The organism is Novosphingobium sp. PC22D (assembly GCF_002556635.1).
Classification (GTDB): domain Bacteria; phylum Pseudomonadota; class Alphaproteobacteria; order Sphingomonadales; family Sphingomonadaceae; genus Novosphingobium.
The window spans coordinates 1-14,927 of record NZ_MWMO01000006.1 but is presented as its reverse complement, the minus strand read 5'-3'; the positions used below and the strand labels follow the sequence as shown (position 1 = coordinate 14,927).

Below are 14,927 nucleotides of genomic sequence, written 5' to 3'. Positions count from 1 at the left end.
ATGGCGCGCCTCGCACGAGCATCTGGTCGATCAAGGCCGCTGATCGCGAGCCTGATGCTGTCCTGCCTGCTCTTCGCCGCCACAGCCGCGCAAGCCCAGGTCTATATCCCGCCACCCGACGATCTGATCGAGGAGCTGCCGGTGCTTCCCGCCGCCGGCGAGACGCCGCTACCGCAATCCTTGTCACCACCTCCTCCCGCACCGGATTCGATGACGCCGGAACAAGCGAAAGCCGAAGCCCGCGCTGCGGGGAGCGCGCTGCGCGAGACCTATCAGAACCTGACGCAGGCAGCAGATGCGGCAGCGCAAGTGCCGGGCTACGAGGCCACCTATCCCGGGCTCACCCAGTACTACGACAATCCCGGCGAGATGTATGCCGCAGGCGCCGCGGAAGGCTATAGCAGCGAGGCCTACCGCACGGCAAATTCGACATCGCGCCCAACGGTCAATGTCACCCGCGACGACATGGCGCGTGCGACTGCGATCGAAGCAAGTCCCGACGCCTATCTCGATGGAGTGGGCGCCGATGGCTCGACCGGTGATTGCACGCCGCTGCCGCCCGGGCCGGGCACGCCCAACAGCGCCGAATGGACCTGCCATGTCGGCTCGCAGGTCATCAAGGAGACCAAAAGCTGCACCAGCAATCTTGTCGTTACCGAGTGGAGCGCGCTCACCTACCAGTATCTTTGCGCGATTTCGGCAGGCTTCGATGGCTGCTCCGCGCTTGCCGGCAATGGCCAGTGCCGGCGCACCGCAAGCTATCCCATCCCCGATTACGGCATCACCATTGACTATTACGATTGCAGCAGCGCGGTTGCCGATCCCAATACCTACGTGCTGGGCACTGTTCCGGCGCCGCCGCCGCCCGGCGCCTTCGAAGTCGTGAGCAATATCTACCGCTGCAACAGTGACGGGCTGAGCGCCGCACTCACCTATGATCCGGTCACCGGCTTTCCGCTCGACTATGTAACCGGGCTCCAGCAATGCGGGTCGATTGGCTCGGAGCCTGCCTGCACCCGCACCACGCCAAGCAGTGCAGGGCTTACCGAGCGGAGTCTCTGCAAGACCTGGGATTTTGTCGGCGATCCGCTGAGCGGCGGATATCTGACCTGCATCGAGCCCGCCGCGCCCGAGGAAGTCTGGTCGTGCAGCACAACGCTCGCTGGGTTTACGCCGGAAGTCTCGGTCTCGAAGTGGTTCACCGAAAGCTGGAGCACTTCGGGCTGTCCCGACGATCCGGTCGCCTGCACGCTCCAGAACGAAATCTGCACCGCGCCCAACGAGACCCGCACGGTAGCAGGCGTGCCCGTCACGCGCCCCTGCTGGCAGAAGAGCCGCCCATATCTGTGCCAACGAATTGTCGGGGGCGGCAACGACTGCGCCAGTCTCGAGGCCAATGCCTCGTGCTCGCTCACGCGCGAAACCTGCCTCGACGATTCGCCCGCTGCGAACGGATCGTGCGGCGTGACCGAGCGGATCTATTCCTGCCCGATTCCCGGAAGCACTCCCGAGCCCGCGCAGTACATCTGCGGCGGCGATGTCTATTGCATCAATGGCGAGTGCGAGACGATCGAGCGCGAGGCCTCTGACGAGTTCAAGGACGCGGTTGTGGCCTTGAATGCGCTCGGCCAGGCCAATGCCGAATTCGACGAGGCGACGCTGACGCTGTTTCGCGGCACGCGCGAGACCTGTTCGCACAAGCTCTTCGGGCTTTCGAACTGCTGCTCGGGACGCGGCGTACCGCTCCTCACGCCGCTCCTGTGCAGCCCGTCCGAAGTCCTGCTTGACCAGAAGGACGATGCAGGCCTGTGCCACAAGGTCGGGACCTATTGCTCCTCGAGTTTCCTCGGCATCTGCAAGACCAGGAAAGAGGTCTACTGCTGCTTTGAATCGAAGATCAGCCGCATCCTCCAGGAACAGGGCCGCCCCCAGCTTGGTAAGTCCTGGGGCAAACCCAAGACCGAGACTTGCGAAGGCTTTACTGTGTTCGAGTTCCAGCGGCTCGACCTCTCGGTCATGGATTTTTCCGAAGTCTATGCCGAATTCGTCGAGGCCGCGAAGCTTCCCGATGAGGCCGCCACGCTCGTCGAAATCCAGCGCCGGATCGAAGCCTATTACGAAAGCCACCAGCCATGAGCCCCCAGAAGGTCAGGAACCGATCGTGATCCACGCCAAGGCCATCCCCATCGCCGCCGGCTTTGCCGCGAGCCTCGCTCTCAATCTCCTCGCACCAGGTGGCGCACGCGCGGCCAGCGGCGACGGCATCGAGGTCGAGCAGGCCGAGGACAGCTTCTACTGCAAGGAGCGCAAGCTTGGCACATGGTTCTATTGCGAAGACCCACGGCCCGAGCCCGGTAGCCCCGAGGCTGCCGCGCAGGTCCCGGCACGCGAGCGCCTGGCGGCAATCTCCACTGCGCTTGAGGAACTGAAGGCGCGCGCGATTCTCGAGCCCACCCCGGAAAATGTGACCGCTTACGTGCGCTTCCAGCGCGAACAACTCGACCGATCCTCGCTATTCGCCGATGTCTGGCAGCGCGCGCTCTGGCAGGATCCGGGCCTCGACTACACGCTCCAGCGCCCGGTCTCGACCCTGGGTAAGCGGGCATGGATCGATCAGCGCAAGACCGACCGCGATCTTGCCATGTCCCGGCTCTCGCAGCGCTACGGCGTGTTCTATTTCTATGCCTCGAGCTGCGGGGCCTGCGAGATCTTCGGACCGATCCTCAAATCGGTGAGCGACAAGTTCGGGCTGGCCGTGCTCGCGGTCTCGATGGACGGCGGACCCTCGGCGAGCTTTCCAGAATATGTCGTCGATGCGGGGCAATACGAGCGGCTCGGTCTCGGCGCCGACCGCCAGGTGCCGGCGCTGGTGCTCTTCGACAGCGTGACAAAGCAGCCCATGCCGATCGGCTACGGCATCCTCAGCCAAGACGAGATCATGGACCGGGTGTTCCAGCTCACCCAGGTCCAGCCCGGGAGCGACTACTGATGCGCGCGCGGCTGTTTCATGCCTCGCGCCGCGCCATAGCGGTCGTGCTCTCCGCATCAATCGTGCTGACAGCCCCCGTTCCCGCATCCGCCGGGGTCGAAAGCGAGATGCAAAGCTTCATGACCGAAATGGGCGCGCAGGCCAATGTGACCGGCCCTTCGGCCTACCAGGGCCAGTCGGCGGGTTATTATTCGGGAGGCGCGATGTGGGCGCGCTTTCCGCAGAAGACCATCCAGCCCTTCAATATCCAGCTGCCCCATGCACGCGCCGGGTGCGGGGGCATCGATCTCTTCGCCGGCTCGTTTTCGTTCATCAACACCGCCGAACTCGTCGCGATGCTCAAGGCCACCGCCAACAATGCGCTGGGCTTCGCCTTCAAGCTCGCGATCGACACGATCTCGCCCGAGATTGGCAAGGTCATGGATGAGCTCGCGCAGAAAGTGCAGCAGATGAACCAGATGAACATTTCGTCCTGCGAAACCGCGCAGGCGCTGGTCGGCGGGCTCTGGCCCAAGACCGACACCGCATCCTCGGTGATCTGCGAGGCAATCGCGAACAGCCAGGGCGCGGTCGCCGACTGGGCGAGAGCGCGCCAACAGTGCAACAATGGCGGCCAGCGCGAGGCCTTGAAGGCCGGCAATTCCGATCCCGACATGCAGGAACAGGCCGGCATGCCCAACAACTACACCTGGGAGGCCCTGGGCAAGAAATACGGCGGATTCGACACCCAGTTCCGCGAATTCCTGATGACGCTGGTCGGCACCGTGATCTACGATCCGGCAGGCAGCGGCGGCAAGCCGCGCGTCCAGTTTATCGGCCCGGCGGATTCGGCGCTCATCAGCGCCATGCTCGATGGCACCTCGGCCGCGCCGCACAAGGTCTGGTCGTGCGGGTCGGACACCACCAAATGCATGAATCCGGCCGAGACCGCGTTGGTGATCGGACCCAATGCGGCGCTGAAAGCCAGGGTCCGTACGCTGATCGAATCGATGGCCTTGAAGGTGCGCGATCCGGGCGCATCGCTGACCCCTGCCGAAGTCCAGCTGCTCGGCATGGCAAGCGTGCCAGTCTACAAGATCGTCACCGTCAGCGCGGCAGCCGAGTTCGGCATCTCCGCGCAGGAGATCAACGATCTCTCCGAAATCGTCGCGATCGACCTCGTCACGACCATGACCATGCGCTTCATCGACATGGCGGTGAACGCGCGCTCGGACTTCAACGGGGCGGATGCCGACAGCTTGCGCGAGTGGCGCGAGGGGCTTTACGAGACCCGCCGGAATTTCCTCGGACTCTCGGCGCGCACATCGCAACGGTTCGACCAGACCTTCGCCCTCATCCAGCGCACGCAGATGATGGAAAAGACCCTGCGCTCGCAGCTCTCACCGCAGATGTCAGCGGCGCTCAGATTCTCGCGCACGCTCAACCAGCAGGTCCAGTAGGGGCGGGCGAGGGCGATGCTCGAGGTCTTCACCGTCGGGGGCGGCGAGTATCTCGTCAACACCTTCAACGCGATCGCTGCCTGGACCGGCTCGGGCGGATTCAAGGCGCTGATCCGCGTCTGCATGGTCATGGGGCTGATCTACGCCCTGCTGATCACCGCGATGGATCTCGACTGGCGCGCGTGGTTTCGCTGGTTCGTCCAGTCGACGCTGATCTACCTCGTGCTCATGGTGCCGACCGTCACGGTCAAGGTCACCGACCGCATCAATCCCGGCCTTGCGCCCGCGACGGTCGCCAACGTGCCGATTGGCCTGGGGGTCATGGCCTCGTTCACCAGCCAGGTAAGCGATTACCTCACGCGCACCGCCGAGACGGTCTTTGTCATGCCCGCCGCGCTCAACTATTCGACAGGCGGGTTCGTCTATGGCGCGCGGCTGTGGGACAAGGTGCGCGGCTTCGAGATCCGCGATCCCATCTTCAAGGCGAACCTTGACGGCTATCTCAAGCAATGCGCCTACTACGACATCCTTCTCGGCACCAAGAGCCTTCGGCTCCTTTCCGAATCCACTGACCTGTGGGCCGACCTCGGGGTCAATGCCGCCACCAACCGCGGTATGAAATTCCTCACCGATACCGGGGGCGGGGCGGTCGATATCGAGGGGAGGACCTGCGCCGAGGCCTGGGTGCTGCTCGACGCGCAGTGGGATGGGGCGATCAACGCCTATGCGCTGCCGTTCGCCCATTCGATGTATCCCAAGCTCACCCAGGCGGCAGCCGGCGCACGGCTTGCCGCCGACGTGCCCGTGGTCGCACAATTGCTCACGGGTACCGCCATGACCCGGAACCAGTTCTTCAAGCAAAAGAGCATGGTCGATGCCTTCGAGGCGGCCCAGCTTGATTTCGGCAATGCCGATGCCGACGCCTTCGCCCTGCAGCGCGCCGATGCGCAGACCCGCAATGCGATGACGACAGCCGCCGAGCAGGGGCTGATCTGGATACCGGTGCTCGGCGTGGTGCTGACGCTCGTCTTCTACGCGCTGTTCCCGGTGGTGTTTCCGCTGTTGCTGTTCCCGCGCACCGGCATCGCGACGCTCAAGGGCTATTTCGCGGGGTTCTTCTACCTCGCCGCCTGGGGCCCGCTCTACGTCCTCATTCACATGTTCATCATGGACCGGCTCGCCAGCCAGACCGTTGCCAGCACCGCTGGCGGGGTGAGCCTTGTCACCTGGGCCGGGATCGACGCTGTCAACCAGGACGTGGCGACGATGGCGGGGTTCCTGATGATGTCGGTGCCGGTCCTTGCGCTGATGGTCATGCGCGGCACGCTCTCGGTCGCGCACAATATGGGGGCACTTCTGTCTCCAGCCCAGGGCGCGGCCGATGCCGCCGCGCTCGAACGAACCACCGGCAATTATGCGTTCGGCGATGTCAGCTACGGCAACCTCAACGCCGAGAACCGGCAGATGGCGCAGTGGAACCTTGCTCCCAATCTCATGGCGGGGGCGCCGCAGGCGAGCCTGCGCGGCGAGGACGGACGCATGTACCGCACCTATGGCGATGCCCATTCGGTGATCGATGCGAGCGGCGCGATCTCGCAGCTGCCGTTCAAGGCGACGATGACGCGCGGCTATGCCAGTGATCTCAGGAACCAGGGCCAGTGGTATCTCAACGAGGCCGACCGGATCGAGAACGGCACGTCGACTACCTGGTCCAGTTCGCGCGGGCGGTTCGGCAGCGAAGTCGCCGCATCGAGCCAGGTCACCGGCTCGCGCAGCGAAAGTGGTTCACGCGCATCCGACACGCACAATGTCGGCGGCAATGTCCTCATCGAAGGCTCGTCGGGCAAGTCAACCCGCGAGGTCACGAACGATGACCTGATCCTGCGGCAGGGGAATAGTCGTACCTACTCCGACTTCGAAAATCGGACGTTTGGCTATTCACTCGGGTTAGGGGGGCGCTTGTCTGGCGGTTCTCCGGGTGGTGCAGGGAAGGGAAAGCCCGACGCAAATTCGGGCAGCAGCGGAGGCAATGTAGAAGCGGGCAAGGGAGCCGGACTGTCTGGCTCGTTGAGCGTCAATGGTTATGGCAGAAAGGAATGGGGCGAAGATTCCCGAGCAAGCAGCGAGCGGTCGTCAACAAACCAGGTCACCCGTGGCACTGACAAGTCGGAGGACGTTGGCAGCCGCGTCGTGATCAGCGGCAATGCGGGCGATGTGCAATCGAGCGGGACCTACAGCCAGGACTCCGATTATTCCGATTCGAGCCAGTCGCGCACCAGCAATGGCGGAACCGACTGGCGCGTCGCCGCAGCCGAGGAACGCCGGGCCGCCGCTGCACGCTACCGCGAGATCGGCGGTCGCATGATGTCGGAAGCCAGCTATGCGGAGAGCCATGGCTTCCAGGTCTCGAGCGACATGTCGAACCTTATCCAGGAGCGCTACGAGACGCTGCAACGCGAACATCCCGAATGGCACCTGCCCGATATCTCCAACCCGCGGCTCGACTACCGCGATATCGCCCGGCGCGACCAGGCGATCAGCTTCATCATGGACGACTTGATGAGTGACTTGCGCAGCCGCCGGATCGACGAACTGGCCGATGTCGCGAAGATTGCGGGGCAGGGCACTCTGGGTTCGGCCGCCGATCTCGATATCCCCGCAGGCGTGCCGCTACCAACCGGAAGTCTGAGCGAGAGCAGGTTGATCACGCAGGACTTTGCTGGGCCGGTCGATGGGGCCGCCATGGCACGCGAGCTCGGACTTGGCATCAAGCGTGGTGTGCGACCCGACCGGATGGATGGATCGCTGGTCCCGGCGATGGGCGCGGTCGCGGAAGAGGCGAGGGCGCTTGGCCTGCCAAAGCCGGTGGTCACCTCTGGAAATGACAGCAGCCAGCATGTCTCCGGGTCTGCGCATTATGCCAATCGCGCGCTCGACTTCAGGGGAAACAATATCTCCGACCAGCAGGGTGAGCAATGGGCTGCCCGTGTGCGCGAACGCCTCGGGCCATCCTATTCTGTCGACTTCGAGCGGTTCCCCGACAACCCGGCGCGCGACCACCTGCATGTGGCCAAGCGCAAGAATTGAATAATCTAATTGATCAGGCCTGCCTCGAACGCCATCAGGATGAGGAAGCCTATCGAGAGAATGACGAGAGCAATTGTGTATGGCTCGAATGCAAAGCTGCCAGTCGGCTCATTCGACAGGATTTCACCAGTCACAGGGTCGCAGTCAACGCCTTTGGCATTGATTGGCAAGCCATCGAGTCCGTAGCGATCATGGTCCATGGCAGGCTCTTCCTTATCCCTGCATGGATAGCCTGATCGGGCTCGATTTTCAATCGCATAGCAGGGCAAATCAGCGCCCCACGCCCTTAGAGCTCCATCCTCCTCCCGCAGCGCGCATGCGCTGGATTGCAGCGTTTGGACGCCAACGGGAAAATTCGACATTCCGCTTGCTGTTGCTTGCGCAGACACTCTCCATGTCAATTTAACCTTGCAATCGTGGAGTTAAACTCCATAAATGCAAGGATGATTGACCGGCGAATTCAGGAAGAACTGCTCGAACGCCTTGGCGAAAGCCCGGTAGTAGCATTACTTGGACCGCGCCAGGTCGGCAAGACAACGCTCGCACATGAAATTGGCGAGCGCATGCCCTCAATCTACCTTGACCTGGAATCCGATGCTGATCGTGCACGTCTTGCGGAGCCTGAACTCTACCTTGAAGGACACGCAGACAAACTCGTTATCCTCGACGAAGTTCACCGGCTACCAGGCCTGTTCCAGAACCTGCGCGGTCTCGTCGATCGAGGCCGCAAGCGAGGACAACGCGCCGGCAGATTCCTGCTGCTGGGCTCAGCCTCACTCGATCTGATGCGTCAGTCAGGAGAAAGTCTGGCTGGCCGGATTTCCTATCTGGAGATGACACCGCTCGATATCCTCGAAAGCGGTGCTGACATGCTAGACGAACTCTGGGTGAAGGGCGGCTTTCCGGACAGCTTTCTGGCATCAAGCGACAGGGCCAGCGGACGCTGGCGCAAGGATTTCATCAAGACCTATCTGGAGCGCGACATTCCGCAATTGGGGCCACGCATCGCCGCTGAAACGCTGCGCCGGTTCTGGACCATGCTCGCACATCATCAGTCAGGCCTGCTGAATGCAGCAGATTTTGCACGATCGCTGGGCGTCGATGGCAAGACGGTCGCGACATATCTGGACCTGATGGTCGACCTGCTGCTGGTGCGCCGACTGCCCCCCTGGCACGCCAATGTCGGAAAACGCCTCGTCAAATCGCCTCGGATCTACGTGCGCGACAGCGGTCTCGTGCACAGTCTGCTGGATATCGCCAACCTCGAAGCCTTGCTTGCTCACCCCGTGGCAGGGGCAAGTTGGGAAGGATTCGTGATTGAAAACCTCATTGGCGCTGCACCGGAAGGGACACTTGCAAACTTCTATCGAACATCGGCCGGCGCTGAAGTCGATTTGCTGCTCACTTTGCCGTCAGGCAAGGTCTGGGCCGTTGAAATCAAGCGCAGCCTGACACCGAAAGTGTGCAGAGGCTTTCACAACGCCTGCGAGGACATCGGGCCGGCACGGAAACTCATCGTCTATCCCGGAACGGAAAAGTTCCCATATGCGGACGATATCGACATAATCCCGCTTCACGACCTCGCAAGCGAACTGATCTCATCCTGAGACGCAGATTGTATACTCTGCTCGGCGAATGAGTTGAGTTGGCCTTGTCGTTTCTTGATGCAGGTGGCTCTGAAATCGCCATCAACCACCGCCATCCAATCGCTCCCAGTACTCGACCTCGATCCGGTCGAGATCGACGACCTTCCCGCGAATACTTACCCTGCCTTCGAGATCCTCGGGCACCTGATCATCGACGAACCCGAGGCGCCAGACGACACCTTCGTCATCGCGCAAGAGCGGCCCGCGCGGTGAAGCTTCGATTGTTCCGACATGGACATTGGCGGCGCGCGAGTTCGGTTGGTGCATGGTCTTGTTCATAACGATTGGAGAATGACACGCGCCCGGAAACGGCGAGTCACGGCTCTTCTAGGGCTGAAGCACCATCGACGCCACCCTTTGAATGAGAAGGGCGAAGCACACCCTACGCGATCCGAAGCGATCATTACGCGATTCTCTCCACCGCCCGGTCGGCGCGGCCCGGTGGGAGGCGACCCGGACCGCGCCGTTCCGGTCAGGCGCGGCGCAAGGCCTGCCCGGCGGAAAGGGAAGGGGAGAAATGCGCGCATCAGAAGAACCCGGTGCGCCGCCCATAGGAGAGGTCGCTCGGCGCCGTATCGCCAAGCGCTGAACGGCGCACACTGAGCGTCACGCTGCGCTCACCGCGGGTGCGCAAATGCAGGTCGCGTAGTTCGAGTCCGTTTCGTTCGGCCCAGTCGCGCGCATCGGCTTCGCTGGCAAAATCGCCGATTTCCTGATGGTCGTAGGACATGGCTTGAGGTCTCCTTGGTAGGTAGGGGGATTTGGGGGCAGGGGCGAATTTCACAGGTCGAGCCCCAGCGATTTTTCGGGAACGGGAAGCTGGCGCACTTGCGGTTCGGGCCGGGGACCGAGCACCGCATCGAGCTTGGCTTTGAGCTCCGGGCTCATCTTCAGGTCTGGCAGCTGCCGGGCATCGGTCGGGTTCGCGGGCGGCTTGTCGACGTCGATCAGGCCAGTTGCCTCGAGCGCCGAAGTCTTGTTGCCCGGCGTGCGGTCGAGCTGGAATTTGAGCGCAGCCAGGTCATTGGTGACGACATGCATATCGTCGGTGGCGCGCGTGTTGAGGACGTTCTGCGTGCGCTGGGTGGCGAGGTTGCGCTGGCTTGAGGATATGACTTCGATCGCCCGCGCCATGGTCACGCCCTGCGCCATATGGGCATTCAGGGCATAGCCAAGGTCAAGGCGGCGCAGCATCGGATCGCCGGCGGGCAGGGTGACCTGCCGTCTGTCGCCAAGCTCCAGCGTGACCGCATCCTTCGTTGCTGCCAGCACCGTGGCATAAGTCGACTTGGCAATGTCACGGCTCGCATCCTTGTCGCGCCAGAACACGGTATCGCCGTCGTGCAGCCTCAGGTCTTTCTGCTCGTAGAGCCCGAGCCGGTCGAAGCGGTGCTGCGGATCGAGCCGATCGGGATCGATGAGCTTTCTTGCGTTTCCGCGCTCGAGCAGGACCTTGCCGTCGCGGCGCACTTCGCGGACGGTGTATTCGCCTTTGCCCAGCCCGAGCTCGCGCACCTCCATGCGCGCTTCGAGCACCTGCCCCGCGCGGTAGGTCGAGGCAAAGCGCATTTCTTCGCGGGTGGTGTTGGCGCTTTGCAGCACCTTGAGCGCCACGCCTTCGCCCTTGAGCGCGCCTTCGCGCAGCAGGCCCGCCTGGACCAGCGCATTGATCTGCGCCCGATCGTCGCGCCCGGCTGTAAAGATCGCGGTCTGCCCGCGCTGATCGGGCGGCAAGGAGAGCCAGAGATCGGCCGCCGCCGCGATATGGTCCTTGCCCGCTTCGGTGACCTTGCCATGCGATGCCAACAGATCGAGCGCGAGGCTGGCATGACCCTCGTTCGAAAGCCCGGCGACCGCGAGCAACAAGGGAGAGTTCTTCTGGCGGATGTTCTCGTCCATGCGCACCGTCGCCTGGCCCGCGCTTTGCGAGACCGCGAACATCTTGCCCTGCTCGATCGCCGACAATTGCTGGCGATCGCCCATGAACGGGGCCTTGGCGAGATCGAGCCGCTCGGCGATCGCGATCACCGAAAGCATATCGCGCGAGGAGACCATCGAGCTCTCGTCGGTAACAACGACGGTGTCTTTCAGCGCAACCTTCGCCGCCTCGAAACGCTCGCCTTCCCCGCGCGCGGCGGCCGAACCATAAGTGCTGACGAAACGCGCGATCGTATAGGCCTCGATGCCGGCCGCCTGCATCTCGTCGACCGACATGGCCTGCGAGCCACCCCCGCGCAGGTCGGCAACCATCTTGTTCTGGAAGGCCAGGCCGACAAACCGCACCCCGTCTTCAGTCAATACCTTCGCCACTGCGCCAAGCAGGGTCGACTTGCCCGCGCCGGCCACGCCCTGCATGTTGAGAAAACGGTCTTCGCCGGACAGGACCGCGACGCCCGCCGCCAACTGCCCGGCATTGAGTTGCCAGTCCTCGGAACCCGCGCGTTCGCGTCCCAGTTCGCGCGCGGCCTGCTGCAACCGCTCGACCGCCACGTCGGGCGCCATGAACGCGCGGCCCTGTCCGGCACCGGCATCGATGCGGTCGAGGATCTGCTGCTCGCGCGCCAGCGCCTCGGGCGTCGTCACCAGGTCGAAATGCCCGTCGAGCCGGCCGGACTTGCCGGAAATGAGATGCCCACTATCGATCAGCTGCCCGATACGCTCGATCACTGCCTCGCCTTCAAGCCCCTTGATCTGGAAGCCCAGCGCTGCGGAGAGAATCGCATGCGGACTGAATGCCGCCTCGCGTTCGGAGAGGTGCCGGATCGCCGAGGCGGTCGCATGCTGGGCCTTGATCGTACCTGCCGAAAGGAACAGCGCGGCGGGGCCGGATACGGCGAGATCGCTCGGCGCTCGCAGCGCCGCATTGATACGGGTGGCGACTTCGGCAAAGGCAGCACTGGCGGTCTCGCGCATCGTGGGGCGAGCCAGCGCGGCAGCGCGTTCCTGCGCCTCGGCAACCAGCGGCTTGCCATCAAACCCAAGTTCCGCCGCGCGCGCCTGCCAGCCCTCGACCAGAGCTTGCCGGTCGGCGACATCGAGCTTGGGATCGCGGGTGTAGAGCGTGATCTGCTTCTTGGTGGCCAGCCTCGTGGCACCGGTCTCCGCGATCTTTGCCTCGATCTCAGCGGTGCGGGTCGAGAAAGCCTTGATGACGGCAGCAGGCACGCCCTTGATCTCGAAGGCCCCATGCTTGCCTGTGCTCTCCGTCTCGTAACCGATCGCCTGCAGCCGGGCGCGAAAGGCGGCATGGTAGAACTGGCCGATGGTGGTGTTGTTCTTCCAGATCTCGCCGTTCCACAGCGCCTTCCAGTTGCCCTTGAGGTCGCGTGTCAGGTTGGCGACCACGGCATGGACATGGCCCTGTGGGTCGAGCGCGCGGCTCGTGTCGTGAGCGAACAAGGCATAGACGAGGTTGCCGGTCTTTTCCGGCTCACCATTGCGATTGCGCTCGTAATTGCGCGCTTCGGCAAGGCGCTTCTCGACAAGCTCGCTCATCGTCGATTTAACGGCTGAAAGATGTGCATCGAGGATACGCTTGTCGCCGGTTACGAGCGCCAGGATCGAGGCGGACTTGGGCATCGAGAAGGTGAGATCAAGTCCCAGCCTGCGCCCCTCGACCTGCCCCACCATTTGGCCGCTGGGCAGCCGGCCACCGAGGATTGCCTCGAACGCATCTCGCCCGACTTCGCCCACAAGCCCGAGCAGGCGCGCGCCTTCGCCGCCCCAGACCCCGCTTTCCGCGTTCTCTTCAGCCGTGTAGTAATTGTCGTTCGCGAAATAGTCGGCAGCGCCGCCCGCCGAGCGAACCGGTGCGATCGAATGCATGGCCCTTAGAACCCAAGGTCGTCAGCGGCGTCGAGGCCGGGCAATTGGGCTTCGCCCGGACCGCCTGCGGAACGTTCAACGCCGTGCTCGGGTTCGAGTGCCTCGGTGAGTTCGCGCGCAGTCTGCGAGACCTGCTTGGCGTTTCCGGCCAGCTTCACATTCGTGGACGAGCGGGGGGCGCCTTCAACACCGCGCTGCGCTGCGGACATTTCGGTATCCGGCGCGCCCGGACGATAGCTCATCGCCCGCGACAGGCTGCTGGCAACGGGAACATTTTCACCGATGTCCTGGCTCCCGAATTGGGCCGGTTCGTCCTCGTCCGCGGGGGCCTCAAGAGCAGACTCCCGGTCGTCGTCCCGCTCCATCTCCGGCTCGGGTTCGGGCGCATCGCGGGTCTCGCGCCCGCCCGCTTCCGGATCGCCCTGATCCTCTTCGTCGGTCTCTTCGGCAAATTCGATCGGCTCGACATTTTCGCGCAGCACATAGCCTTCGGCGACGGTCGGGTAATCCTTCCAGGCAAGCCTGATCCGTGCCGCATCGAAGCCTTCGGGGAAGACCAGGAAACCGCGCAACGACGGCAGCTTCATGATGTCGTCAGGTAGCACCAGAGGCTGGACTTCGCTGCGCGGGGTGATCGTCGCGGCATCGCGAATGTTCGAATATCCGTAGCTGTATGCCTCATCCATCATGCGCACTTCGCGGTGGCCGATGAAATCCGAACAATGCTCGGCTGTGTCGCGATCGGCGGCGGCAAGGATGAGCTTGGTGCGCGCGAGCGATGCAAGGTTCTGTGCGCCTTCCTTGCCATAGGTTTCGGCAAGCTTGGCGAAGCTGTGGATGCCAAGCACGAAGGCCCCGCCGAACCCGCGCGCTGTCTGCAGGCCGTCCTCGATCGCAGGCAGGCGGTGGAGCGCATGGACCTCGTCGAAGAAGAACCAGGTGCGCAAATCGCGCGTGCGCGGCAAGCGCATCAGCGTGTGCACGGCAAGGTTCATCCAGAGCGAGAGGAGCGCGCGATTGAGGACCAGTTCGTTGTGCGAGGAAGTGATGAACAGGATCGATCCGGGCTGGTCGCAATCGCGGATCCAGTCGCAAATCGAGAAAGGTTCCTTGCCTTCAGGAAGGAACCGCAAAGCCTGCGCATTGGTGTTGAACACCGCGCGGATCGATTCCGCCATCTTCGCCGCTTCGGGCGCGGTCAGCGGATCGGCGACGGTATTCTCGAGCAGCTTGTGGACCGCCTTGAGGTCGGCCATCATCAGTCGGCTCGCGAGCGCCTGGTTGGTCGCCTTACCCAGCTTGATAAGGCGCATGCAGGTCTCGACGAAAAGCGTTCGGGCCGCCAGCATCCAGAAGGGTTCCGCGCCGCCGCCATCGGCAGGCAGGAGGGCGGCGGCTATGCCGGTAAAGTCGGCATGGTTTTTCGCCTCAGCAAAGACCGACCAGGACGGGCAGCGCTCGTCCATGGGGTTCAAGATCGTGTCGGTCTCGGGATTGTAGAAGGCCTCGACATAGGCGCCGGTGAGATCGAAGACGACGGCCCGGTCGCGGCGCTTGCGCATCTGCGCGATCAGCGCGCGCATCTGCGTTGTCTTGCCGGTTCCGGTCGAGCCGATCATCATCGTGTGCGCCTGTTCGGTGCGCCAGGGGAAGGGCACACCGGCAAGCGAATAGGCATGGTGGATGCCTGCTGCCTTGCGCTCGACAAGCGGCATAGCGAGCACCTCGTCCATGGTCCTTCCCGGCAAGCGTTCGGCGACTTCCTGGGCGAGCGCGGCGCGGTTGTGATCGTTGATGACGGATGCGAGATCGGCGGCATCGACGAGCATCGCGCCGCGCTGATGGCGCTCCTCGAGGATCGACTTTCCGCGCCGCCGGGAGAAGTCGACGAACCACACCGCAATCGGCACGGCGACGAAAAGTGAGATAAACAGCGAGCCC

At 63.4% G+C, this 14,927-nt stretch carries 10 protein-coding genes; 5 read left to right on the top strand and 5 right to left on the bottom strand.

All coding sequences use genetic code 11. The features are described from left to right. From B2G71_RS11075 to B2G71_RS11060, 4 genes are read left to right on the top strand one after another with little or no spacing between them, the layout of a single operon-like run. Entirely contained in the window at positions 1-2,136 is a 2,136-nt protein-coding gene (locus B2G71_RS11075) for a conjugal transfer protein TraN (protein WP_098105843.1), read from the top strand. A 25-nt stretch (positions 2,137-2,161) separates the two neighbouring features. Further along, complete coding sequence (gene traF / locus B2G71_RS11070; RefSeq protein ID WP_098105842.1) at positions 2,162-2,989, top strand: conjugal transfer protein TraF; 828 nt, start codon at positions 2,162-2,164, stop codon at positions 2,987-2,989. Continuing rightward, positions 2,989-4,428 (top strand): conjugal transfer protein TraH, encoded by a 1,440-nt coding sequence (locus tag B2G71_RS11065; protein WP_098105841.1) that lies wholly within the window; start codon positions 2,989-2,991, stop codon positions 4,426-4,428. The genes traF and B2G71_RS11065 overlap by 1 nt, the downstream gene beginning before the upstream one ends. 15 nt (positions 4,429-4,443) lie before the next feature. Then, positions 4,444-7,515 carry a conjugal transfer protein TraG N-terminal domain-containing protein gene (locus B2G71_RS11060; protein ID WP_098105840.1) on the top strand — a complete coding sequence of 1,024 codons (3,072 nt, stop codon included), beginning with the start codon at positions 4,444-4,446 and terminating at the stop codon, positions 7,513-7,515. A gap of 5 nt (positions 7,516-7,520) precedes the next feature. Here B2G71_RS11060 and B2G71_RS11055 read toward each other — a convergent pair whose 3' ends face one another. Next, positions 7,521-7,715: a hypothetical protein gene (locus tag B2G71_RS11055; protein ID WP_098105839.1), complete on the bottom strand. Its 195-nt coding sequence runs from the start codon at positions 7,713-7,715 to the stop codon at positions 7,521-7,523. 243 nt (positions 7,716-7,958) lie between these two features. Here B2G71_RS11055 and B2G71_RS11050 point away from each other — a divergent pair, with 243 nt between their 5' ends. Further along, entirely contained in the window at positions 7,959-9,122 is a 1,164-nt protein-coding gene (locus B2G71_RS11050; RefSeq protein WP_098105838.1) for an ATP-binding protein, read from the top strand. An 81-nt stretch (positions 9,123-9,203) separates the two neighbouring features. On the opposite strand, the gene B2G71_RS11045 is transcribed toward B2G71_RS11050, so the two are convergent. The 4 genes from B2G71_RS11045 to B2G71_RS11030 form a co-directional block, all read right to left on the bottom strand. Next, positions 9,204-9,428, bottom strand: coding sequence for a DUF5818 domain-containing protein (locus tag B2G71_RS11045; protein WP_098105994.1), 225 nt, complete (start codon positions 9,426-9,428; stop codon positions 9,204-9,206). 259 nt (positions 9,429-9,687) lie between these two features. Further along, a complete protein-coding gene (locus B2G71_RS11040; RefSeq protein ID WP_098105837.1) occupies positions 9,688-9,891 on the bottom strand; it encodes a hypothetical protein in 204 nt (67 codons plus the stop codon). Between the two features lie 50 nt (positions 9,892-9,941). Then, positions 9,942-12,986, bottom strand: coding sequence for a MobF family relaxase (gene mobF, locus B2G71_RS11035; RefSeq protein ID WP_098105836.1), 3,045 nt, complete (start codon positions 12,984-12,986; stop codon positions 9,942-9,944). Positions 12,987-12,991: 5 nt separating this feature from the next. Then, positions 12,992-14,927, bottom strand: a 1,936-nt coding sequence (locus B2G71_RS11030) for a type IV secretion system DNA-binding domain-containing protein (protein WP_098105835.1), incomplete at its 5' end; no start/stop codon positions are given.